Genomic DNA, 23,892 nt, shown 5'->3' on the forward strand with positions numbered 1-23,892 from the left:
ACGGTTGAATTCCAGCCGGATCACCGCAAGTAAGAAGGTTATAAGGCAGTTGTCAGAATACATCCCTTGATCAAAAAGGACAGGTTACATGAAAGTACTGATGGTTCTCACCTCGCACGATCAGATGGGAGATACCGGCCACAAGACCGGTTTTTGGCTGGAAGAGTTCACCGCCCCCTATTACGTTTTCAGGGATGCCGGCGCAGACATCACCATTGCCTCTCCCAAGGGTGGGCAGCCACCCGTCGACCCCAACAGTGAAACTGAGGATGCACTGACGGAAACCACCCATCGTTTCCAGCAGGACGCCCATGCCAAGGAAGCGCTCGCCAGCACGAAGAAACTGGCGGATGTGGATATGAACGACTACGACGCCCTGTTTTACCCCGGAGGCCATGGCCCATTGTGGGACCTGGTCAACGATGACAAGTCCGTCGCTCTGATCAAGGCAGCCTACGAACAGGACAAGGTCATTGGCGCCGTATGCCATGCCCCGGCGGTCTTCAGAGACGTCGAGATCAAGCCAGGGCAGAACCTGGTCGGCGGTCGCAACGTGACCGGTTTCAGCAACAGTGAGGAAGAGACCGTTGGCCTGACCAACGTGGTGCCATTCCTGCTGGAAGACATGCTGAAGGAGAAAACCGCCACCTACACCTGCGGGGATGACTTCACGCCGCACATCGTGGTGGACGGCAAGCTGATTACCGGGCAAAACCCGCCCTCCTCGGAAGGCACCGCCAAGGCGGTGATGCAGGCCTTGCAGCAGGGCTGATCAACGATCCTGAACCTGCTCCCCGGCGTGACTGATCAACACGCCGGGAGCGCCTTCCTCCAGCGTTTTCCGGATTGCGTCTGGCACTGGCGTCTTCGTCATTGTCGACGGCTGGATCAACACGTAGGTGATATCAGCCTCTGCCACCAGCAATCCATCTCCGTACCGATAGAATTCAAGGTGCACTGTGAATGAGGTGTTACCAATCCGGCCAGCTCGTATCCTGGCTTCCAACACATCATCAAATCGCGCCGGTGCCCGATAGTTCACGGTGAGACTCACTACCTGAATGTCCAGATCCTGATCCAGCAGATTCTGGTAATCCCCGAACAGAACGCGGATATATTCATTAACGGAAATGTCCACGTAATCCGCGTAGCGTGCATTGAACACCACACTCTGGGCATCGCATTCACCGTAGCGGACGCGAAACCGAAACCGGAATGGCAGGTCGGTCGATTCAGTCATGGTCACTCAGCCCCAAAACCCGAGAAGCCCCCAGCCTACCCCATCCAGAAATCATTTTCTGCCGGTACTGCCATTCAGCACCAGGTAGCAACCATAGCCGATCACAACACCCCAGAACGCAGACGACAGCCCGAACACCGACATGCCAGAGGCCGTCACAATAAAGGTGATCAATGACGCTTCACGATGGCTGGCATCTTCCAGCGCGGAAAACAGGTTGCCCGCAATAGCCCCCAGCAACGCCAGCCCCGCAAGTACCGCAACAAAGGCCGCAGGCAGTGAGGTGAACAGACTGACGATGGTACCGGCAAACAGGCCACCCACCAGATAGAACACGCCGTTAAACACACCGGCAACGTATCGACGGGAGGGGTCTTCGTGGGCATCCTTACCCGTGCAGATGGCGGCGGTGATTGCCGCCACCACCGTGGTGATACCGCCAAAGAACGCCATCGGCAGCGATACCAGGCTGGTCACCCCGATGATCGGTTTGGCCCTGACGGAGTACCCTGCCCCCTGCAAGATTGCCATGCCTGGGAGGAATTGCCCGGTCAGGCTTACCAGTACCAGCGGAATCGCCAGGCTCAACGTTGATCCCAGGTTCCACTCCGGCTCAATGAACTGTGGGACTGCAATACTCCAGCGCACGCCAGACAGTGATGCCCCTTCCAATACCACCGCCAGAATCACACCGGCAATCAACAGCAAAACCAGGGTGTACTTGGGAAACAGACGACGGAACACCACGTAGGAAAGCAGCATGCCAATCGCCAGCGCCGGGGTTGTTTCAATCGCGGTAAACGCCCCCACGCCGAACTGGAACAGGATGCCAGCCATCATGCCCGCCGCAATGCCCTTGGGAATGGCACGAACGAACGTGTCAAAGGTGCCTGAGACACCAATGATAAAAATGATGACCGCCGCCGTAATATAGGCGCCTACGGCCTCGTTCAGCGACAGTTCCGGAAACAGCGCCACCAACAACGCGGTGCCGGGCGCCGACCAGGCAGTGACGACCGGCGCCTTGAGCCAGATCGACAGAATGATGCCGGAGATCGCCGCCCCCATGGAGATTGCCCAGACCCAGGACGTCATCATCTGGTCGGAAATACCAGCACTTGCTCCGGCCTGGAAGAGAATGGCCAGCGGACCGGAGTAGGACACCAGAACGGCCAGAAACCCGGCCACAATGGCCGGCAGAGAAAGGTCTTTCAGAAATCTCGACATAAGCGCAATCCATTGTTGGTTTTATGATTCTGCTTAACGAAAAAGGGCCCCAGGCGCTTACACGCCGGGGCCAAGGAGGGTCAGACTGACTGTCTACCCTGGGGTCACATCAACACTCCAACGCTTTAGCTACCGCTAACAGCCATACCGTCGCTCGGAGCCACCGGCTCACGCCGGAAGCCAAATCCACGACTACCGACCAGAGCAATGGCCACCGTGGCAATGGCACCCGGCACCGCCAATGCGAGGAAGTTCATCTGGTGCGGCAGCGCCATGGCCAGCAGCGCGCCACCTAACAGTGGCCCGACAATAGCACCATTGCGACCAATGCCGGATGCCCAGCCCAGCCCGGTGGAACGGATACTGGTCGGGTAGTACTGGGCAACATAGGCGTAAAGCAGGATCTGGGAGCCGATGGTTGTCGCACCGGCAATGCCCACCAGGATATACAGGAACCACATCGGGCTTTCGTACCCCAACAGCACCAGTGACCCGGAGCCCAGAATAAAGAAAGACACCAGCACCGAGCGCAGCGACAGTCGGTCGGCCAACCAGCCACCGCCGACGGCACCTATGATCGCCCCGACGTTCAATACCATCAGGAACATCAGGCTGGAGCTCAGAGCATAACCGGCATTGGACATCAGCTTCGGCAACCAGGAACCCAGCGCGTACACCATCAGCAGACAGCAGAAGAACGCCACCCAAAACATCATCGTGCTCATTGCCCGCCCATCGCGAAACAGCTCGAGCACCGGGGCCTTGCTGTCGGTGGTTGGCGGCACCGTCAACACGTCCTGTTCGTTGATGTGCTTGAGCGGAGCTACCTGGGTCAGGATATCGCGGGCTTCACCCTCGCGTTTCTGTGCCATCAGGAAGGCCACCGATTCCGGCAGGAATTTCAGCATGAACGGCAGCATCAGCATCGGCACCACCGCCAGATAGAACATGATTTCCCACCCGTAGTTGGGCACGATCCAGATGCCCAGGCCGGCAGACATCATGCCGCCTACCGCATAGCCACTGAACATCAGCGCCACCAGAGTGCTGCGACTCTTCTTGGGTGAGTATTCACTCATCAGGGACACCACATTCGGCATAACACCGCCAATACCGAGGCCGGCAATAAATCGCAGGATACCGAACTGCCAGGGCGTGGTGGCAAAACCGTTAATAACCGTGGTCACACTGAACAGCACCACACAGGTGATGATGACTTTCTTGCGCCCGAGCCGGTCCGACAGCATGCCGAACCCCATGGCCCCGAACATCATGCCAAACAGAGCGCTGCTGCCGAGCAAACCGGCTACGTATGGGTTCAGGTCCCACTGGTCCATCAGGATGGGAAGCACCACCCCGTAGATCACCAGATCATAGCCGTCGAAGACAATAATCAGAGTGCACCAGAAAAGGACTTTCCAGTGGAATTTGTTGAATGTGGCGTTATCAATAACGTCGTTTACGTCGATGTTTCTCATGATCTCTCACTTCCGCTCTTGTTCTTGTGCGGAGCTGTGTAATGGGTTATCCCAGGTCACCACCTGCCACAGGCAGCACGGTACCGGTCATATAGGAAGACGCATCCGATGCCAGGAACAGGATAGGTTCGGCCTGTTCGTCCAGGGTTCCATAACGATTCATGAAGCTGTTTTCCGTGGTCTGGTCAATCAGCGTCTGATACCAGGCCTTCTCCTGCTCACTCTGCTCTTTTGCATTGCGCGGCGTCAGGCGCGGGGGCGCTTCTGTGCCTCCGGGGGCGGCGGCATTTACCCGAATATTGTGCGGCGCGTATTCATAGGCCAGGTTCACCGTCATCGCGTTCACGCCGCCCTTGGCCGCGCCATAGGGCACACGCATCAGCCCGCGCGTTGCCACCGACGATACGTTCACGATGACACCACCCTTCTGCTGAAGCATATGAGGCAGAACCGCCCGGCAGCACCACAACGTGGTAAACAGTGAACGCTGGATCTCCTTCTCGATCTGCTCCGGGGTGTAGTGTTCAAACGGCTGCGCCCAGATCGTACCGCCGACATTGTTGATCAAAACATCGATGCGACCGTACTGCTTCTGCGCTTCTGCCATAACGCTTTCAGCACCGTCCCAGGTTTCCAGGTTGGCCTGGACAGCCACGGCATCAGCACCCTGGTCACGCAACTCGGCGGCAACGCCCTGAACGTAATCCGCAACATCAACCAGAAGCAGCCTGGCGCCCTCGGCGGCGGCCAGTTCGGCCACGCGCTTGCCAATCCCCTGGGCGGCGCCGGTAATCACCATGACCTTGTCGGTGAAGCGGTCTTTCATGCGACCTTCTCCCTGGCCGACGGTGCACTGGGTGTGAACTTCTCGTAGTGGAAGGAGTTCGGTTCAATGCCCTTCTCACGGAAGAACCCGAGCACGGAATCCACCATGGGAGGGGGACCACAGAGGTAGACATCCACGTCGCCGTCGTTCACCGGCGCTTCGTCCATATGCTGAGTGACATACCCCTTTCGCGGATGGTCACTTTCTTCGCCGGAAACAACCGTCACGTAGCTGAAGTTATCCAGCTCCGCGGCAAAACGGTCCAGAATATCCAGGCACACCAGGTCATCGTCATTACTGACGCCATACACCAGATGAGTTGGCTGATCACAGCCATTGGCTTTCAGGTATTCCAGTTTTGCCAGCATGGGCGCCAGGCCGGTGCCACCTGCCAGCATCAGTATCGACCGTTCAACGGGACGCAGGTAGAAGCTGCCCATGGGGCCGGTCAGGGTCACCTTGTCACCGGTGCGGGCCTCGCCCACGAGCCACGAACTCATCAGCCCGCCCGGCACGTTGCGAATCAGGAAACTGAGATCACGGCTGCCAGGTGGCGAGCTGAAGGAGTAGGCCCGGGTCTCTTCGGAGCCCGGAACCTGAATATTCACGTACTGTCCCGGCAGAAAGGCAATGTCTTCATCGGCCGTGATTTTCAGCTCGATCGACGTGGGCGAGATCAGGTTCACCTCGGCCACCGTCCCCGCCACTTCCGCATTGCCGGTCTTGCACATGGTGGAAGCGACAGGCACTTCCACCACACAATCACTGGAGGGCACCATCTGGCAGGTCAGCACCATGCCCTGCTCGGCTTCCTCGTCAGACAGCGCTTCGTCAATGTATTCATCACCCATGTCGAACTCGCCCTGACGACAGGCACCCTTGCAGGTGCCGCAGACGCCATCGGAGCAGTCCATGGGCAGATTGATCTGCGAACGGTAGGCGGCGTCCAGAACCGTCTCGCCTTCGTTGCAGGACACAAAACGGGTAACGCCGTCTTCAAAGTTAAGCGCGATGTTATAACTCATGATGATGCTCTCCCCATCAATTACAGGTGATAAACGTCCAGCACCTGATTGATGCAATCGTTGTTCAGGACCATCCTCTTCTCCCGGATCAGCGGCTGGTCGCCGGTGACATCCAGGGTGTAGAAAGACGTTCCAAAGAATTCCGCTGTTTTCTTGTAGCGATAGGACTTGGTCAGCCAGTTAAACCGCAATGTCACTTCACTCTCGTTCTGGGACAGAATCTCCAGATTGCTGGTGAAATGGGTCGTGCGCGGCTCGGGCATGGAACTGGCGCCGGAACGCTCGGTTTTGATCCGGTAGATCCGGTCTTCCAGACCTTCCTTGTTGGGGTAATAGATGAGCGAGATCTCGCTTTGCGGATCTTCTGTCAGCTCATCGTCATCGTCCCAGGCCGGCATCCAGTAGGTGACGTCCTCGTGGTAGCACTCCAGCCACTTGTCCCACTCCCGGTCGTCCAGAAAACGGGCCTCACGGATGATGAACTGTTCGATATCGTGATAGCTCAGGCTCATGCGGAAGCCTCCTCTGAATCTGTTGAACTCGAAGCCAAAGGAATGAAACGGGCACGCTCGGCCTCGATGGCGCGAGTCATCTCAACCTGCCAATGCTTGTGGTGATTCACATACAGGCCTTCGTCGTCCGGGCGGGCGCCGCTCATGGTCGGCTTCATGTCGATCTGGTCGGCGTGCTCATCCGGGCCGTCGATCCAGTGAGCGGCACCGCGGCTCATATCGTTCCAACGCATGTCCTGGGCTTCGTAACCGTTCTGGCAGGCACGGAATTCTTCCAGATCGTCCGGAGTGCCCATACCGGTCACGTTGAAGAAGTCCTCGTACTGACGGATGCGCTTGGCGCGCAGCTCTGCCGGCTCATTCTTCGGGCCAAAGGCGTAAATGGTGACTTCCGTCTTGTTGACATCGATCGGCCGGGTCACACGGATCTGAGTCGAGAACTGGTCCATCAGGTAGACGTTCGGGTACAGGCACAGATTTTTGGTGGTACGAACGATGGAATCGGCGCGAGCTTCGCCGTAGGTTTTCTCCAGACGTTCCAGCTGGCTGAAGATCGGACGCACTTCCGGGTTCAGCAAGCGGGTCCACAACATCATGTGGCCGTTCTCGAAGGAGTAGAAACCACCCTCGGCAGACCAGCTCTTGGCATCCACCGCTTCGGTGCCGCCCTTGTCGTAATTACGCTGCCCCATGGTGGAGAGGTAGTTCCAGTGGACGGTGCCCACGTGGTAGCCGTCCGCACCGTTTTCGGCGGTCAGCTTCCAGTTACCTTCATAGGTGTAGGTCGAACTGCCCCGCAGAATTTCCAGGCCGTCTTCCGACTGATCCACGATGTTGTCGATGATCTTGGTGGTTTCACCCAGATGTTCCTCGAGCGGAAGCACATCGGCATTGAGGCTGCCAAACAGGAAGCCACGGTAATTGCCGAACTTCGGCATCTGCTTCAGATCGTGGGAGCCGTCGGTATTGAACTGCTCCGGGTAACCGCCCTTCTTCTGGTCTTTCGCCTTCAGCAACTGGCCGTCGTTCCGGAAGGTCCAACCGTGGAACGGGCAGGTAAAGGAGGTCTTGTTGCCACGCTTCTTGCGGCAGAGGGTGGCGCCACGGTGCGAGCAGGTGTTCAGTATGGCTTTGAGCTCGCCATCCTTGGTGCGGGTGATTACTACCGGCTGGCGACCCACGGTCACGGTGAAGTAATCGCCCGGCTCCGGAATCTGGCTTTCATGGGCGAGGTACACCCAGTTGCCTTCAAAGATGTACTTCATCTCCAGGTCAAACAGTTCCTGGTCGGTGAAGATACCCCGATCACACTGATAACGGCCGGTTTCCGGATCCGCGATCACCGCGTCGCGTACTTTGTCTGCAAGCTTGTCGAGTTTGCTAGTCATGTCGTTCACTCCGTCTTGTTCTTGGGTGGCGCTTAGGCAACGTCGGTTTCCAGGGCGCGACGGCGTGCGTGGCGTTCCTGGAGCTCGGGCTTGTCTGTCGCAACCAGAGTGACGTTGAACTCAACCTCGGTAATCGGTCCGTTCACGCCATGCTGTGCACCTGTTTCCGACTGCTCAACACGATTGGCGGCAACCACCAGTTCTTCGCGGGTGGCAAATGCAAAGTCGTCGTAGGTGTACTCGTCACCGGCAATGTTGATCTGCGTCGTCAGGTGCTTGTAACCCGGCTTCGACACAAAATAATGAATGTGCGCGGGGCGTTGACCGTGACGGCCCAGATGATTCAGCAACTGCTGAGTGGAGCCTTCCGGCGGGCAACCGTAACCGGACGGCATGATGCTCTGGGCGGCGTACCGGCCTTCGGCGTCGGTTTTGATACGACGGCGCAGGTTGTACTCGCTCTGCGATTGGTCGAAATAGGAGTAGGCACCCTTGGTATCCGCGTGCCAGATATCCACGACCGCGTTCGCCAGCGGCTCACCGTTTTCATCGGTGATTCGGCCCTTGATCAGGATGGCTTCGGCGTCCTTGTCGGAGCCGTCGTCCATGCGATCAAAGCCTTCGCTCATGGGGGCGCCGGCAACGTACAGCGGGCCTTCGATGGTGCGCGGCGTACCGCCGGTCAGGCCGGCCTGCTCGTCTTCGGCGTCCTGGCGAATGTCCAGGTAACGGTCCATACCCAGGCCCGGCGCCAGCAGGGCTGCCTCCCCATTTGCGCCCAGTTCACCCACGTAATATACGGCGCTCCAGAACTCCTCGGGCGTGACATCGAAATCTTCCACGATCTGGAAAATATCGTGCATGACGCGATGAACGATCTTCTTCATACGCTCATTGCCACCGTCCTTGTCGAAGCCGGCTACTTTCTCCAGCAGTTCCTTCACATCTGCGGATTGCATGGTCTTAACGGTCATTGTTGGTCTCCTCGGTCTTTTGTTGTTGTTGCTCCAGACATCCCAATCAATTGGCAACAAGTTCTGTGTGGCGCCTGAAAACATTGGGCGCCGGTATTGGCTGATTACGCCCGTTAGCGGTCATCCTCGCGAATGGATGACGGGTGACGGCACAGGGGCGCAACGGTGATATCCATGTACGGGAACAGCGGAAGGTTGCCGACCAGGTCCTGCAGCTCGGCGTTGTCCTCCACATCAAAAATACTGACGTTGGCGTAGCTACCCGCCACACGCCACAGGTGGCGCCATTTGCCCTTTTCCTGCAGGTCCTGGGCGTAAGCTTTTTCCCGGGCCTTGATGTCCGCTACCACATCGGCGGGCATGTCGTGGGGGATGTTCACTTTCATCTCAACTTTGAACAGCATGTGCTTTCCTCCGTTATCCATTCTTGCGGCGTACTTACGGCCGGCGCCCTATGCGTCTCTGCGATAGACCGCCAGCTTGTCTTCATCAATCTCGACACCCAGGCCCGGGCCCTGCGGCAGGTCCACGCCGTTGGAGTGGAAGTTCAGCGGGCGCACCACGATGTCGTCTTTCATCAGTAGCGGGCCGAACATCTCTGTTCCCCAGTGAAGGGTTTCCAGCGTGGACCAGGCGTGCAGGGACGCGGCGGTACCGATGGTGCCTTCCAGCAGGGTGCCGCCGTACAGTCCAAGCCCCGCAGACTGGGCAACCGTCGCCTGTTCCAACGCTCGGATCGGACCGCCTGCCTTGGCAATTTTCATGGCCACCGCACCGGCGAATCCTCCGGCCGCCAGGGCAAACAGATCCTTGGCGTCGGCTACGGATTCATCGGCCAGAATCGGGATATGGAATTTTTCGGACAGTCGTACCAGGGCTCCGAAATCCTTCATCGGAGTCGGCTGCTCCACCAGATCAATGCCCGCGGCTTGCAACTCAGCCATACCCTTGGCTGCCGTGGCTTCATCCCAGGCCTGATTGACGTCAACACGCACACTGGCCTGCTCCCCCACGGCTTCTTTGATAGCCGCCACATGGCGCACATCATCCATCACCGCGCGAGAACCAATTTTCAGCTTGAAATCGCAATGGCGTTGTTGCGCGATCAGACTGTGCGCCTCATCGATATCTTTGGCGGTATCACCACTGGCCAACGTCCAGAGCACCGGAATGTGCTGATGCAGAGCGCCGCCGAGCAGATCGGAAACCGGACGATTCAGGCGCTTTCCCTGCAGATCCAGCAGCGCGGTTTCAATGGCGGACTTGGCCAGGTTGTTTCCGCGGGTCGCACGGTTTAGCCTTACTCTAAGAGTATTGATGGCATCCGCTGGTTGATCGATCAGCAGTGGCTTGAAATACGTGTCGATGGTAAGTTTCACGCTTTCGGGGCTTTCCGGGCCGTAGGCCAGGCCGCCAATCGTGGTGGCTTCACCCAAACCTTCCAGGCCATCGGAGTCCTTCATCCGCACGATCACCATGGTCTGAACCCCCATGGTTGTCATGGATAGTTTGTGCGGCCGAATGGTCGGGATATCGACCAGGATGGCTTCAATGGACTGAATGGTGGCGGACATGTGCTCTCCGAATCGCAAGTTAAAATGCCTGTCATTCGGACAGTACGAAGTTTCACGTATGGGAACCAATATTGATTAAGTACGAAGCGATACCCTGGAGGTATGGATGGAGCTGAGACACTTGCGCTACTTCGTGGCGGTGGCAGAGGAACTGAACCTCACTCGTGCTGCGGAAAAGCTGTTTATCGCCCAGCCACCTCTGACCCGTGCCATCAAACAGCTGGAAGAAGAAGTGGGGGTTGCGCTGTTCATTCGGAAGCCCCGGGGGCTGGTATTAACGACCGGCGGTGAATACTTTCTTGAGCAGGCACGGCAGATTCTCGACAAGATGGCCGCAACCGTCAGCGACACCCGCCGGATCGCCCAACACCGCAAAACCGTTTTTTCCATCGGCTTCGTACCCTCCGTGTTCTACGGGCAACTGCCACTGATGGTCCGGCGCCTGCGGCGCAACAAGAACCTGGAAATCATCCTGCACGAACTGAAAACACGGGAGCAGGTAGATGCGCTGAAATCGGGGAAGATTGATATCGGTTTTGGCCGGGTGCGCATCGAAGACCCGGATGTTGATCAGGAACTGTTGTTCGACGAACCCATTATCGCGGCCATTCCCGCCGGCAACCCCCTGACCCGGCACCCACCGTCCATGAAGGAGCTGTCGGAATGGCCGATGATCACCTTCCCGTCCGGCCCGGGCCCGAACTTCGCCGATCTGACCCAGGGCCTTTTCCACCGTCGCGGGTTGCGTATCAACGTGATGCAACAGGTCAACGACCTGCAGACGGCGCTGTCACTGGTGGCTTCGGATATGGGGTTTACCCTGGTGCCAGAGCAGGTCCGACGGCTGAACCGGGAAGGTGTGGACTACATGCCTCTGGAAGATGACAACATCAGCGTACCGGTCATTGCGTCACGGCGACGGGGAGAAAACCCCAATGCGGTGATGCGGCTGGCGAACACGATTCTGGATGAGCTGGTGGAAAACCGGCTGACGGGCCGGTATCCGTGATTTCAGCGGGTCGTTCGCCGTACAGCCTCGGCCGCCTGCTGCAACCGGGGCAAATACACCCCCACCAGTGTTTCCATATCCACCCGCGCCGCATTGGTACTGATATTGATCGCGCCCAGCAGCTCGCCATTGCCGGCAAACACCGGCACCGCAGCGGAACGAAGGCCTGAGTCGAGCTCCTGATCCACAATCGAATAGCCCTGCTCCCGGACCTTCGCAATGTCTTTCTTCAGGGCATTGGCATTGGTAATGGAAGAAGCGGTATAGGGCTCGAGCTTCACGCGAAGAAGAAACGTCTCCAGCTCCGCTTCCGGCAACTGCGCCAGCAGCACCCGGCCCATAGAGGTATAGGCCGCCGGAAGTCGTGTACCCACCGAGAGGGTAATCGCCATCAGCCGGTGTCGGGCCGAAGAGCGCACCACGTACACCACATCGTCACCATCCAGCACCGCCAGCGAGGACGACTCCCCGAGTTCCGCCGTGATGTCCTCCAGGTATTGCTGGATGACCGCCCGATATTGGTTCGAGGCCTGGTAAGCATAACCCAGCTGTAAAACCCGGGGCGTCAGTTCGAACTGCCGGCCGTTGCGCTTCACGAATCCCAGTGCGTGGAGAGTGAGCAGGAAACGCCGCGCCTTGGCCCGGTCCATATCCGTCCGTGTCGCCACCTCGCTCAGGGTCATCCGTGGATGCTCAGCGTCAAACGCCTGCAACACTTCCAACCCTGACGCCAGTGCGCCTACATAATCCCGGTCTCCGGGCCTGAGAACCTGATCGTCCATTCCTACTCCTTACTCGCCTGAACACAGCCTGTTCGAATGGTAACAGCTCGTTCGCTATCCGAACATCCGTGCATTTTTATCAACTGGTGAAAATTTGTACTTGACGACGACAAAACCTTCGAGTCATTATGTTCGCATATTAAACTTATGTTCGTATATCGAACTTTTCAACAATGCACTGCACTGGAGATTCTGTAATGGCTGAATTTCTCTCTCTCAAGGAAGCCGTGAGCCGCTATATCAGCAACGGCGACACGGTCTGTATGGAAGGCTTTACACACCTGATCCCCTTCGCTGCGGGCCACGAAATCATCCGCCAGGAAAAGCGCGACCTGACGCTCATCCGCATGACACCGGATCTGGTGTACGACCAGATGATCGGTGCGGGTTGCGTCCGGAAACTGATCTTCTCCTGGGGCGGAAACCCAGGCGTGGGCTCACTGCATCGCCTGCGAGATGCCGTCGAGAAAGGCTGGCCGAATAAACTGGAGATCCTGGAGCACAGCCACGCTGCCATGGCCTGCGCCTATGAAGCCGGTGCTGCTGGCCTGCCACTGGCAGTGCTCCGTGGCTACGTGGGCAGCGATCTGCCAAAGGTGAATGACCAGATCAAATTCATCGAGTGCCCGTTCACCGGAGAGCGCCTGGCCGCCGTGCCATCGGTACGTCCGGACGTTGCTGTGATTCATGCCCAGCGGGCCGACCGCAAAGGCAATGTACTGATAGAAGGCATTGTGGGTATCCAGAAAGAAGTGGTTCTGGCCGCCAAGCGCAGCATCGTGACCGTTGAAGAAGTGGTGGACGATCTGGGCGCTTCGGTGAACGCCTGCGTGTTGCCGTCCTGGGCGGTTACGGCCATTGCCGAGGCCCCGAAAGGCGCCAGCCCGTCCTATGCGCTGGGCTACTACGACCGCGACAACGCTTTCTACAAAGAGTGGGACGGCATTGCCCGGGACCGGGAAACCTTCCAGAGCTGGCTGAAAGACAACGTATTTGAAAAAGGAGCTGCGTGATGAGCCTTGAATTTACCTCTTCGGAAATGATGAGCGTCACTGCCGCCCGCGCACTGACCAACGACATGACCTGTTTCGTCGGTATCGGCCTGCCCAGTGAGGCCGCCAACCTGGCACGCCTGACCCACGCGCCCGACGTCACCCTGATTTACGAATCCGGCACCCTGCAGACCAAACCGGACGTTCTTCCACTGTCCATCGGTGATGGCGAACTGTGCGAATCGGCGTTGACCACCGTCGGCGTTCCGGAGATGTTCCGCTACTGGCTCCAGGGCGGCCACATCAGTGTCGGCTTCCTGGGCACCGCCCAGATCGACCGTTTCGCCAACCTCAACACCACCCTGATTGGAGACTACCGCGAACCGAAAGTGCGACTGCCAGGCGGTGGCGGTGCCCCTGAAATCGCCACCAACGCGAAGGAAGTGTTCATTACCGTGAAGCATTCCAAACGCACCTTCGTGAAGGACGTGGACTTCGTCACCACCGTTGGCTTTGGACGTGACGGCACCGCACGGGATAATGTCCCTAATATCGGTCGCGGCCCCACGGTGGTGATTACCGATCTGTGCATTCTCAAGCCCGATCCGGACACCAAAGAACTGGTGGTCACATCCTTACACCCGAACGTAACCCGGGAAGAAGTGATCGAAGCGACTGGCTGGGAGATCCGGTTTGCGGAACAGCTGGAAACAACGCCGGAACCCAGTGCCAAAGAGCTGGACATCCTGCGTGACCTGAAAGCGCGCACCAACGCGCATCATGCCGGCCAACAGTGAGGACTATCATGACTGACGTTTATCTCTGCCACCCCCGCCGTTCGGCCATTGGCCGTTTCGGCGGCACCCTGGCCAGCGTTCGCCCCGATGACCTCGCGGCACATATCTTCAAGGCTGTACTGGAACAGGCCCCGGAACTCGACCCCGCCGCCATCGACGAAGTGATGATGGGGTCTGCAAACCAGGCCGGTGAAGACAACCGCAATATTGCCCGGATGTCTGCCCTGCTCGCAGGCCTGCCCACCTCCGTGCCCGGCACGACCCTCAACCGCCTGTGTGGCTCCGGCATGGACGCAGTGGGCACCGCCTTTCGCGCCATACGCGCCGGCGAAATGGAGCTGGTACTGGCCGGCGGCGTGGAATCCATGTCCCGCGCGCCCTATGTGATGGGCAAGGCTGACTCGGCTTTTTCACGGGATCAGAAGATCGAAGACACCACCATCGGCTGGCGCTTCGTGAACCCACTGATGAAGAAGCAATACGGCATCGACTCCATGCCGGAAACCGCGGAAAACGTCGCCGAGCAGTACCAGGTGTCGCGGGAAGATCAGGACCTGTTTGCCTTCCGTTCCCAGGAAAAAACCGCCCGGGCACAGAAGGAAGGCCGCTTCGCAGAAGAAATCGTGCCGGTATCCATTCCGCGCCGAAAACAGGACCCACTGGTATTCGATGCCGACGAACATCCTCGTGCAAGCACCCTGGAGAAACTCGCCTCCTTGCCAACCCCTTTCCGGGAAGGCGGAAGCGTGACCGCCGGCAATGCCTCCGGCGTCAACGATGGTGCTGCGGCTATGCTGGTTGCCAGTGAAAATGCGGTAAAAGCCCACGACCTAAAACCCATGGCCCGAATCCTGGGCATGGCCACGGCCGGCGTGGAACCGCGTATTATGGGCATTGGCCCGGTCCCCGCCGTTCGAAAACTGCTGGAGAAGCAAGGCATCGGCATTGACGACATCGACGTGATCGAACTGAACGAAGCCTTTGCAGCGCAAGGACTGGCCGTACTACGGGAACTGGGCGTTGCCGACGACGATCCCCGGGTCAACCCGAACGGCGGCGCCATCGCCCTTGGGCATCCACTGGGCATGTCTGGCGCACGACTGCTGCAAACGGCAGCCCACCAGCTGCAACACACCGGCGGCCGATACGCGCTTTGCACCATGTGTGTTGGCGTCGGCCAGGGTATTGCAACACTTATCGAACGCGTCTGAGGCAAGGAGCTACCATGGCTTTTCTGAAACACAACGGCCGCACTGTCTGTTACCGCCTGCTCGGTGACAGCACAAAACCGCTGCTGATGCTGGCACACCCTCTGGGCATGACGCAGGCCGTGTGGGACGACATGATCCCCGCACTGCTGAACAGCTTCCGGGTACTCACCTGGGACTTGCCAGGACATGGCGCCAGCGCGGCCTGGCCAGAGGCCAGTGACCAGATCACCCCTGAAGACTTGTCACAGGAGGCCCTCGTACTCGCCACTGCCGCCGAGGCACAGCGTTTCCACTTCGCGGGCACGTCCATCGGGGGCGTGATTGGCCAACAGCTCGTCAGCAAGCATGCAGACCGATTGCTGTCCGCCACACTCACCAACACCGGAGCCGTCATCGGCACCCCCGATGCATGGAACACCCGTTCTGCGAGCGTTCTGGAACTGGGCCTGAGCACCATGGCGGTGGATATTGTGCCGCGCTGGTTCGGCCCCAGCGTCTGCGAACAGCAACCAGCGCTGGTGGAAGGCTGGCGCGTGATCATGGGGCGCGGCGATAACCGTAGTTATGCCCTGCTGTGCGAAATGCTGGGGCGGGTCGACTTCCGCGAAATGCTCAGCGAGCAACGCGTACCACTCCGGTTAGTGGGAGGGTCCGACGACGTGGCCACACCGCCAGACACCCTGAGGGCGCTGGCCGACGCCAGCGGCGCGGCGGAGCCGGTCATTCTGGAGCAGGTTGGCCATGTGCCTTCCGTTGAGTGCCCGGACAAGCTAACCCAGATCCTGGTCAACAACCTGGCCTGATCGACATACAAGCCAGGCCCGTTCGTCTCCCGGCCTGGCTTTTACTCTCGCCAGCACCCAACTTCATTATACGGACACACCTCTGCACTCAGCGGATAGTGGCGCCGCCAAAAAAGCCTTAGCGTTTCAGCACAATCAGAACTATTGCCCTGCGGAAACACCACTATGGCCGACACCCTCGCGTTCGAACAGGAACCGACACACTCCGGAACTTCCAAAACCCCCATCTACGGCGCACTGATCCTGGCGTTAGTGGGCATCGTATTGTTGCTTGCCACGGCAGGCAGCCTCCTTCAGGTTGTTGCCGCAACTCTGACCCTGGGCCTTGTTGCCGCCGCTCTCGCCCTCTGCGTGAAATGGCAGCCAGAGGTTATCACCGTCCGTGAGGAAATACCGGTGCCCGTACCGGAACCTGTCGCAGAGCCGGTGCCGGAAACCAACCTGCAAGAACAACCGTTAGCCCCCGACCCCATGCTCATCAGCCACCTCGACGATTTGCGCAATAATGTCGAGGTCATCCTGGAAGAAATGGGCGAGGCCGGCAAACTCGCCAAGGCATCGGGCGCCAAAGTCACCCACAGCGCCAGCTGCATTTCCGACTCCGAAGCCTCCATCCGGGAACTGGCCGATTTCATGGGACGCATTGACGAGGTCTTCACCCAACTGGGTACACAGTCCGAGGAAATTGGCAGCATCGTCGGCAACATTCAGGATATTGCCAAACAGACCAATCTGCTGGCCCTGAACGCTTCCATTGAAGCCGCCCGGGCGGGGGAACATGGCAGAGGGTTCGCCGTGGTGGCAGACGAAGTGCGCCATCTTGCGGTTCGTGCCAACGAATCCAGCGAAGGCATTCGCGCCATCGCCAACAGCCTGACAACCACGTCGGTGGACGCGGGCAATGGCATGGAGAGAATCCGCGAGTCGTGCAACCAGTGCCTGGGCCAGTCCGGTGAAGCCTTACAGGCAATGAAGGATATTCAGGCCGGGGCCGTGGCCCGAATGGAAGTGGTGCAGGGAATTACTGATCGTCTACAAGTTCAGCGTGAGCTGACCCATCAGCTTTATACCGACCTCAGTACTGCACGCTGATCCGTGTTTCCGGGCCCTCCCTCCGCCGAGTGACAACCACAGACACTAGGGCCCGTTCTCACTGCCGGCTTTGAAGCGGCGATACAGTGTCGCTCGACCAATGCCCAGCCGTTTCGCTGCCCGGCTGACATTGCCCCCCTCAATAGCCAGCGCCTCGTCAATAACAGCACGTTCCAGGCTCTTGAGGGTACCGCCTCTATTCACCGTACGATTGCTTCCAACGGCCACGGTTGTCGGGGCCGCTATTTCTTCCGGAAAATGGCAAAGTTCCAGCACTTCATCAGGCTCCGCCAGTGCGTCGGCATGGGTCAGAGCGTAAATGAGCTCACGGACATTTCCCGGCCAGTCGTAACGGATCAATCCATCCAGACAGTCTTGTGAGAGCTCGCGACTGCCCTGTGTCAGAACCCGGCACCGGTCGACAATGAAGTTTTTCAGGTCCGAACGTTCCGCCAGCCTTGGCAAGCGTACTGTCATACCTTTAATGCGATAGAGCAGGTCTTCGCGGAAATCCCCGTTTTGGGCGGCTTCCGATAGGTTCCGATGGGTTGCGCAGATCAACTGGAAACGGACCGGCTTTGGTGTTGCACTTCCGAGACGGGTCACTTCCCGAGTTTCCAACACTCTCAATAACCGCGACTGAAGTCCCAACGGCATGTCACCAATTTCGTCCAGAAACAGGGTGCCACCATCCGCATGCTCAATCTTGCCAGGAGCACCCCCTCGCCGAGCACCCGTGTAGGCGCCCTCGGCATGGCCAAACAATTCGCCTTCAATCAGCGACTCCGGGATGGCGGCGCAGTTGATGGCAACGAACGTGCCGGAGGAAGACATGCTGCCACTATGAAGCGATTTCGCCATCACTTCCTTCCCGGTTCCGGTCTCTCCCAGTATCAGCACCGGCAATCCCTTCTCCATCGCTCTGCCTGCAAGGGTGGCCTGACGGCTGATGGCAGGATCACCAAAATCCGTGGAGTCCGGCAAACGCTTCGCCGGAGGATTCGCAGAACTGCGCCTGACGGTTTTTCGAGCATCGGTATTCACCGGGCGAAGCGAAAATGACAGCCCGGAGTGCATCCTGGCCGTCATCGGCTGCTTCCGACCACGAAACCCATCGACCAGCTCATCAAAGCGCAGGTCAAACAGATCCTGAAAGCACAACCTCTCATCCGTTGAGGCCAGCCCCGTCAACTCACGCACCCGCGGCGACAGGCCCAGCACCTGCCCCTCCTGCCCAAGCGCTACCAGTAGATCACCAGAGGCACGAAGATCATTCTGCTCCCAACCTAGGCTGACCATGAGCCAGGGCGACAACATCCCCATCAACTGGCGTTCGACCCGAGCCGAACACTGTTGCACCAACGAAAGAGCGCTTCCCGGCTCCAGCGGATTACCACGAGTAATATCGATGGCACCTAGTACCCGGCCCATGGGGTCGACAATGGGAGAAGCCGCACAATTGAATACCCGGTTGGCATGCAGGTAGTGCTCAACTCCAGAGACCAGTACAGGACGCCGTTCTGACACGGCACAAGACATCGCAGAAGTGCCGATGGTCGCCTCGGAAAGGTTGACGCCCTGCCGGAACGCACCGTTAATCAGAGTGTTAGCGCATCGCCCCGAACGTCGCGCCGCTAGAGCAACCCCTTTGTCATCCGTCAGTAGGACGGAATAGCCGGCGCCATTAACGGTCTGGCCTAACTGTTCCAACGGCTGGGTGGCCGCCTCCAGCAGGATTTGGTTGCTGTCCATGAGCTCCAACAGACCACTTCTGGACACAGTGTCGAATTGAACCCGTTCACTGACGTTTTTGCTCGCTGCGGAACAACGCTGCCAGGAATTGACAATAGCATCGTCAATCAAGCCCGTTGGAATCTGACCATGTTCGAAAAACGTTTCACGTGCCTTGGCTCGCCTGTGGTCGGCAGGAATAATGGCGTTCATAATGTTACCTCTCTCGCAGGGCTGATTATCTTCGTTTGATGCGACCCTGCGTTCTGGCCATGTCGGCTCTTGTTGTCATACCCGTGAAACTTTAACACGTTTATTTGTAACGATTGCGCGGAAATTCGTTGGTATGCCACGCACTGTCTCATTATGAGACAGTGTCTCCATGTTTCCCGAATTGAGACATTCATGACCCTACCCAACCCTGCCCCAGAAATAGCGATAAATACTTAACTAACTGTATATAAGATATTTTTTTGAAAATCCGATTTTCTGGCACGATCGTCGCTATCCGTTTTCGCGTTGACAAAAACAACACGATATCTGGAGACCAACCATGCGATCGACGCTGAAGAACACACCGTTCAAATCATTGGCCATGGGTTCTGCCCTGGCACTTACCACCGGCTTTTTCTCCGCCACGACCCAAGCAGCCGAAATTGCCACTGACCCAGGCGACTACACGCCACTGCCTGCGGGCGTGAACCTCGGCATCCTCTATGGCCAGTACGCAACCCGCGATACTGTCTACGCCGATGGCGACAAGGTACCGGTGGATGCTGGACTAAATACCATCATCGGCCTCGCCCGTTTCGTTCACTACATGGACATTGGCGGTGTGATCGTGGACCCACAGATCATCGTGCCTTTCGGCAAGGTGGAACTGGAGGAGCCGTTTGGCCCGCTTCAACCCACCTCGGAAAGCGGCGTCGGCGACCCCATCATTGGCGCAACTGCCTGGGTTCTCAACAACCCCGACGATCAACAATGGGTTGGCCTGTCCGCTTTCGCCTCCGTACCTGTCGGCCAGTACGATGACGACAAGGGACCAGTGAACATTGGCGAGAACCGCTGGAAGGGCATTTTTCAGGCGGCCTATGTCAAGCATTTGAGCAACAGTGTGGTTCTGGATCTGATCGCGGAGTATTCCGTGTACGGAGACAATGATGATTTCCTGGGCTTTAAACGCGAACAGGAAGACGCCCAGAGCCTGCAAGGTCACCTCCGCTACCTGTTATCCAAGCAAAGTCATGTGGCGCTTTCCTACTACCATTCCTTTGGAGGAGAAACCACCGTTGGCGGACAGGATCAGGACGACCGCGTCAACACCAACCGCTGGTTGGCCACCTATGCCACCTTTGTCGACCCGACCGTGCAACTGCAGGTCCAGGCCGGCCAAGACATTAACGTGGAAAACGGTTTCGAAGAGGATACCCGCGTGAACTTTCGCGTACTGAAGGTATTCTGAGCCCATATTCACAAGTAAGAGCCTGCTAACCCAGGCAATGATTCCGGAGAAGACTATGAGTCAGATGAGCGATCAAACAAAAGAAGCCATCGACCAGATCAACGGCCTGAGCCGCCGCAGCTTCCTGAAGGCCGCCAGCGGCCTCGCGGTGGCGGCTTCCGTAGGCACCGGGCTTCTCGGTGCTGCGAATGCCTTCGCCTCAATGCCAGAGGGCATTAAGGTAATGTCCGCCAGCGAATACCAAGTCATGCATCGGCTCATGAAGGTCATGCTGGTAACCGAAGGAACTGGCTTGGTTCCCGCCAGCGAAATTCCGGTCATGCAGACACTGGACGCCGCGCTGCTGGCCACCATGGAACCTCATATCCTTGAAGGCCTGAAAGGCGGTATCGCCTATTTCAACGACGGCCCCAAAGCCGAGTATGGCAAGCCCTTTGTGGACTTATCCGACGAGCAGGCCGCTACCTTCTGTGACACCTGGGCCGATTCCGATGAGGTGCCTCATCGGGCACTGGCCATGGGCCTGAAAAAACTGGTTGGCCTGTCCTACTGGGCGAACCCGCCAACTTGGGCACCTCTGGGCTACGGCGGGCCCGTAACGGATAAGTGGAACCTGGAATCGTTGGGCAACGCCCCTCTACCGAAAAGCTGAAAGGCGGGAGTAGACCATGCAAGAAACAATCAAAGCTAAAACGGTGCCTGCCCATGGTTTGCAGGTCACCCAAGCGTCAGATGTCACCAATGACAACATCGAACTCAATGCTGACGCCGTCATCATCGGCTCGGGTGCCGGTGGTGCCATTGCCGCCTACGAGCTGGCGAAAGCAGGCAAAAAAGTGGTGGTACTGGAAGCCGGCCCTTACGTGCCTTCCGAGAAATTTACCGAAATGCACGCTGTGTCTATGGACACCCTCTATGCCGATCATGGCGGCCAGTCCAATTCCGCGGGCGACATATCGATTCTGCAGGGTGCCTGTGTTGGTGGCTCTACCGTCGTCAATGCGGCATTGTGCTTTCGCACTCCGGACTACTATCTCGATCGATGGGCGAAAGAGTTCGGTCTAACCAACCTGACGCCCAAAGTCATGGCTCCTTACTTTGACAAAGTCGAAGCCAACCTCGGCATCGCCCCCAATAAGGCGTTTGAAACCAGTGCCGGCGCCCAACTGCTCAAAGGAGGCATGAAAAAACTGAACCTTCCCGAGGGCAACGCCAAACGCAATATCCGTAACTGCGCCATGACCGGCTTCTGTTTCGCTGGCTGCAAGTCAGACCGCAAACAGTCCATGCTCATTACTTACCTGCCCTGGGCCGTAGCCTATGGCGCTACGATTTATTCCGATACGCGAGCCACTCAGATCCTGGCCAACAACGGCAAGGCAACGGGCGTACTGGCGGAAATCGTCGATCAACAGAGCAAAACGGTTAAAAGCAAACTCAGGGTCAACGCGCCGATTGTGGTCGGTGCCGCCGGCCCGATCCAGATGCCGATCCTGCTGCAGAAAAGCAATCTGGCCAACGGTAACGGGCAGGTTGGCAAGAATTTCGCCTGCCATCCCACCATGTCAGTCACCGGCATGTTCGATGAGGATATCGATAATTTCTACGGCGCCACCCATTCCCTATACATGGACAAGCACACCATGCCAAAAGACGGTGGTTACCTGCTTCTGGACGCCATTCAGGATCCAGTAGAAGCCAGCTTCCAGGTGGAGCCTGGCACCGGAAAACCCTACGCGTCCTACATGTCCAAATACCGGAACACCGTTCGCCTGATCACCCTGATCCACGACCAGAACGTGGGCGAAGTGAACTGGAAAAACGGCGCCAAGGAGATCAAGTACTTCGTTGATGATGGCGATTTCGACATCATGAAGGAAGGCCTCAAGACCAACGCGAGAGTACTGTTTGCGGCCGGTGCCAAGCAGCTTTATATTCCTACTTCCCAGAAACTGACCATCGACAGCGTCGATCAGATCGATGCCGTGATCGACAGCCTCGACAACGAGCCCGCTCGCTATCGGTACACGTCGTTCCACCCCCAGGGCACCTGCCGCATGGGCGCGGACCCCAAGACCACCGTGGTTTCACCCATGGGCGAAACCCACGAGATAAAGAACCTTTACATCGTGGATGCGAGCCTGCTGCCTACGTCGATCGGCTACAACCCGTCGGAAACCGTGTACGCACTGGCACATTACATCAGCGACCAGATCAACCGGGCCCACGCCTGATCACGACGGAAACATTAAGGAGGACAGATCATGGATATGCCAGCAAACCCCGTGTGGCAGCAGCGCCTGTTCCTGGGATCATGGAAGAGCGGGAACGGCGAGCAGATCAACGTTACGGAACCCGCGACCGGAGAGGTTATTTCACAGCTGAAAGCCGCGACGCCGTCTGACGTTGACCGGGCTGCAACCACTGCCAGGGACGCCCAGACGCAGTGGGTGGCGGTTCCCTTTGATCAAAAAGCCGAGATCCTGCGTAAAGCCGCCACCCTGCTCAAGGAACGCGCGGATGAAATCAACGGATGGAATACCCGTGAGTGCGGCTCCATCGGTCCAAAGGCGGACTGGGAGTTGCAGGCCACCTATGAACAGGCTCAGATGGCGGCGGCCCTGCCAATGCAACCCAGTGGCGAAATCTTCCCGTCCAATATGCCAGGAAAACGAAACTACTGGAAGCGTGTGCCCATTGGTACCGTGGGCGTTATCGCCCCCTGGAACTTCCCTATCCTTCTTGCCATGCGGTCCGTATTTCCGGCGTTGGCCATGGGTAACTGCGTGATACTGAAGCCCGATCCCAAGAGCAGTATTTGTGGTGGTGTGCTGATGGCAAAAATTCTGGAAGATGCCGGGCTCCCTGAAGGAGTATTCCACGTGCTGCCTGGTGGCCCCGACGTCGGCCAGGCACTGGTTGAGCATCCGCTGGTCAAGATGATCTCATTCACCGGCTCAACCGCCGTGGGCAAGAAGATCGGTGAAACCTGTGGGCGAATGCTGAAGAAAGCGGCACTGGAACTCGGCGGCAATAACGCCCAGGTGGTGCTTGAGGACGCAGACTTGGACATCGCCAGCTCCTGCGGGGCCTGGGGCTCGTTCCTGCACCAGGGGCAGATCTGCATGCAGACGGGGCGTCACCTGGTGCATCGCTCGGTGGCGGATGAGTACATTGAGCGTCTGGCCGCCCGTGCTGGAAACCTCGCTTGCGGTAATCCTGCACAGGAGCAGGCTCACCTTGGCCCCCTGATCAATGAGGCTCAGGCAAAACGCGTCGAAGACATCGTCAATCGCTCGGTCGAGATGGGTGCCAGAATTGTCGTCGGCGGAAAACGCAACGGCAACTATTACGAGGCTACCGTCATGTCCGACGTTACCCCGGACATGCCGGTTTTCTCCGAGGAAGTCTTTGGCCCGGTAGCACCTGTGATGACCTTCGACTCTGATGACAACGCCTGCAGTCTGGTCAACGAATCACTCTACGGCCTGGCGGCAGCCATCCACTCGAGATCGACAGAGCGCGCCCTGCAAATCGCCAACCAAATCCAGGTGGGAATGATCCATATCAACGATCAAACGGTGAACAACGAGTTCCAGGTGCCCTTCGGCGGCCTGGGCAGTTCCGGCAACAGCGGCCGCTTTGGCGGACCTGCCAACATTGAAGAGTTCACCACCAGCCAGTGGGTCAGTGTGATGGAGGAAGGTATCCAATACCCCTTCTGATACTCGACCTGAACCTCGCTTTCCTTGTTGAGTGGCGATCC

23 protein-coding genes are annotated in these 23,892 nt (G+C 58.1%); 11 read left to right on the forward strand and 12 right to left on the reverse strand.

The annotated features are described in order from the left end of the window. Window positions 1–88 precede the first annotated feature (88 nt). Window positions 89–772 (forward strand): type 1 glutamine amidotransferase domain-containing protein, encoded by a 684-nt coding sequence (locus AXW11_RS06140; RefSeq protein WP_075195449.1) that lies wholly within the window; start codon window positions 89–91, stop codon window positions 770–772. On the opposite strand, the gene AXW11_RS06145 is transcribed toward AXW11_RS06140, so the two are convergent. The 10 genes from AXW11_RS06145 to AXW11_RS06190 all read right to left on the reverse strand — a co-directional run bounded on the left by AXW11_RS06145 (window position 773) and on the right by AXW11_RS06190 (window position 10,244). Beyond that, entirely contained in the window at window positions 773–1,240 is a 468-nt protein-coding gene (locus tag AXW11_RS06145; RefSeq protein ID WP_075195450.1) for an acyl-CoA thioesterase, read from the reverse strand. It abuts the gene before it with no gap. Window positions 1,241–1,291: 51 nt separating this feature from the next. Beyond that, a complete protein-coding gene (locus AXW11_RS06150; protein ID WP_075195451.1) occupies window positions 1,292–2,467 on the reverse strand; it encodes a benzoate/H(+) symporter BenE family transporter in 1,176 nt (391 codons plus the stop codon). A gap of 125 nt (window positions 2,468–2,592) precedes the next feature. Next, window positions 2,593–3,945 (reverse strand): MFS transporter, encoded by a 1,353-nt coding sequence (locus AXW11_RS06155; protein ID WP_075195452.1) that lies wholly within the window; start codon window positions 3,943–3,945, stop codon window positions 2,593–2,595. 46 nt (window positions 3,946–3,991) lie between these two features. Then, complete coding sequence (gene benD, locus AXW11_RS06160) at window positions 3,992–4,771, reverse strand: benzoate diol dehydrogenase BenD (protein ID WP_075195453.1); 780 nt, start codon at window positions 4,769–4,771, stop codon at window positions 3,992–3,994. Continuing rightward, window positions 4,768–5,796 carry a benzoate 1,2-dioxygenase electron transfer component BenC gene (gene benC, locus AXW11_RS06165; RefSeq protein ID WP_075195454.1) on the reverse strand — a complete coding sequence of 343 codons (1,029 nt, stop codon included), beginning with the start codon at window positions 5,794–5,796 and terminating at the stop codon, window positions 4,768–4,770. Before benC ends, benD begins: the two co-directional genes overlap by 4 nt. A 20-nt stretch (window positions 5,797–5,816) precedes the next feature. Next, window positions 5,817–6,308 carry a benzoate 1,2-dioxygenase small subunit gene (gene benB, locus AXW11_RS06170; RefSeq protein WP_075195455.1) on the reverse strand — a complete coding sequence of 164 codons (492 nt, stop codon included), beginning with the start codon at window positions 6,306–6,308 and terminating at the stop codon, window positions 5,817–5,819. After that, window positions 6,305–7,696 (reverse strand): Rieske 2Fe-2S domain-containing protein, encoded by a 1,392-nt coding sequence (locus AXW11_RS06175; protein ID WP_075195456.1) that lies wholly within the window; start codon window positions 7,694–7,696, stop codon window positions 6,305–6,307. The genes benB and AXW11_RS06175 overlap by 4 nt, the downstream gene beginning before the upstream one ends. A gap of 32 nt (window positions 7,697–7,728) precedes the next feature. Then, window positions 7,729–8,670: a catechol 1,2-dioxygenase gene (gene catA / locus AXW11_RS06180; protein ID WP_075195457.1), complete on the reverse strand. Its 942-nt coding sequence runs from the start codon at window positions 8,668–8,670 to the stop codon at window positions 7,729–7,731. 113 nt (window positions 8,671–8,783) lie between these two features. Continuing rightward, window positions 8,784–9,074, reverse strand: coding sequence for a muconolactone Delta-isomerase (gene catC, locus AXW11_RS06185; protein ID WP_075195458.1), 291 nt, complete (start codon window positions 9,072–9,074; stop codon window positions 8,784–8,786). A gap of 48 nt (window positions 9,075–9,122) precedes the next feature. Further along, window positions 9,123–10,244 (reverse strand): muconate/chloromuconate family cycloisomerase, encoded by a 1,122-nt coding sequence (locus AXW11_RS06190; protein ID WP_075195459.1) that lies wholly within the window; start codon window positions 10,242–10,244, stop codon window positions 9,123–9,125. A 106-nt stretch (window positions 10,245–10,350) separates the two neighbouring features. On the opposite strand from AXW11_RS06190, the gene AXW11_RS06195 reads away from it, so the two are divergent. Further along, window positions 10,351–11,253 (forward strand): LysR family transcriptional regulator, encoded by a 903-nt coding sequence (locus AXW11_RS06195; protein ID WP_075195460.1) that lies wholly within the window; start codon window positions 10,351–10,353, stop codon window positions 11,251–11,253. 2 nt (window positions 11,254–11,255) lie between these two features. Here AXW11_RS06195 and AXW11_RS06200 read toward each other — a convergent pair whose 3' ends face one another. After that, on the reverse strand, window positions 11,256–12,035 hold the full coding sequence (locus tag AXW11_RS06200; RefSeq protein ID WP_075195461.1) for an IclR family transcriptional regulator domain-containing protein: 780 nt from the start codon (window positions 12,033–12,035) through the stop codon (window positions 11,256–11,258). Between the two features lie 197 nt (window positions 12,036–12,232). On the opposite strand from AXW11_RS06200, the gene AXW11_RS06205 reads away from it, so the two are divergent. The 5 genes from AXW11_RS06205 (at window position 12,233) to AXW11_RS06225 (ending at window position 16,930) form a co-directional block, all read left to right on the forward strand. Beyond that, window positions 12,233–13,048 (forward strand): CoA transferase subunit A, encoded by an 816-nt coding sequence (locus tag AXW11_RS06205; protein ID WP_075195462.1) that lies wholly within the window; start codon window positions 12,233–12,235, stop codon window positions 13,046–13,048. Beyond that, window positions 13,048–13,824 carry a CoA-transferase subunit beta gene (locus AXW11_RS06210; protein ID WP_075195463.1) on the forward strand — a complete coding sequence of 259 codons (777 nt, stop codon included), beginning with the start codon at window positions 13,048–13,050 and terminating at the stop codon, window positions 13,822–13,824. Before AXW11_RS06205 ends, AXW11_RS06210 begins: the two co-directional genes overlap by 1 nt. 8 nt (window positions 13,825–13,832) lie before the next feature. Further along, complete coding sequence (gene pcaF, locus AXW11_RS06215) at window positions 13,833–15,035, forward strand: 3-oxoadipyl-CoA thiolase (RefSeq protein WP_075195464.1); 1,203 nt, start codon at window positions 13,833–13,835, stop codon at window positions 15,033–15,035. A 14-nt stretch (window positions 15,036–15,049) separates the two neighbouring features. After that, window positions 15,050–15,838 (forward strand): alpha/beta fold hydrolase, encoded by a 789-nt coding sequence (locus AXW11_RS06220; protein ID WP_075195465.1) that lies wholly within the window; start codon window positions 15,050–15,052, stop codon window positions 15,836–15,838. A gap of 165 nt (window positions 15,839–16,003) precedes the next feature. Further along, on the forward strand, window positions 16,004–16,930 hold the full coding sequence (locus tag AXW11_RS06225; RefSeq protein WP_075195466.1) for a methyl-accepting chemotaxis protein: 927 nt from the start codon (window positions 16,004–16,006) through the stop codon (window positions 16,928–16,930). 45 nt (window positions 16,931–16,975) lie between these two features. On the opposite strand, the gene AXW11_RS06230 is transcribed toward AXW11_RS06225, so the two are convergent. Then, the gene (locus tag AXW11_RS06230; RefSeq protein ID WP_075195467.1) at window positions 16,976–18,874 is read right to left on the reverse strand and encodes a sigma-54-dependent Fis family transcriptional regulator; all 1,899 of its coding nucleotides are present in this window, start codon (window positions 18,872–18,874) and stop codon (window positions 16,976–16,978) included. Window positions 18,875–19,214: 340 nt separating this feature from the next. Between AXW11_RS06230 and AXW11_RS06235 the strand changes: the two genes are divergently transcribed. Genes AXW11_RS06235 through AXW11_RS06250 form a run of 4 tightly spaced genes read left to right on the forward strand, consistent with a single transcriptional unit; the run spans window position 19,215 to window position 23,851 of the window. Next, complete coding sequence (locus AXW11_RS06235) at window positions 19,215–20,126, forward strand: transporter (RefSeq protein WP_075195468.1); 912 nt, start codon at window positions 19,215–19,217, stop codon at window positions 20,124–20,126. 55 nt (window positions 20,127–20,181) lie between these two features. After that, complete coding sequence (locus tag AXW11_RS06240; protein ID WP_075195469.1) at window positions 20,182–20,778, forward strand: gluconate 2-dehydrogenase subunit 3 family protein; 597 nt, start codon at window positions 20,182–20,184, stop codon at window positions 20,776–20,778. A gap of 16 nt (window positions 20,779–20,794) precedes the next feature. Next, the gene (locus AXW11_RS06245; RefSeq protein WP_075195470.1) at window positions 20,795–22,360 is read left to right on the forward strand and encodes an FAD-dependent oxidoreductase; all 1,566 of its coding nucleotides are present in this window, start codon (window positions 20,795–20,797) and stop codon (window positions 22,358–22,360) included. 30 nt (window positions 22,361–22,390) lie between these two features. Further along, complete coding sequence (locus AXW11_RS06250; protein WP_075195471.1) at window positions 22,391–23,851, forward strand: benzaldehyde dehydrogenase; 1,461 nt, start codon at window positions 22,391–22,393, stop codon at window positions 23,849–23,851. Window positions 23,852–23,892: the final 41 nt, after the last annotated feature.

The sequence above is a fragment of the Marinobacter sp. Hex_13 genome, from assembly GCF_001566815.1.
GTDB lineage: Bacteria > Pseudomonadota > Gammaproteobacteria > Pseudomonadales > Oleiphilaceae > Marinobacter > Marinobacter salarius.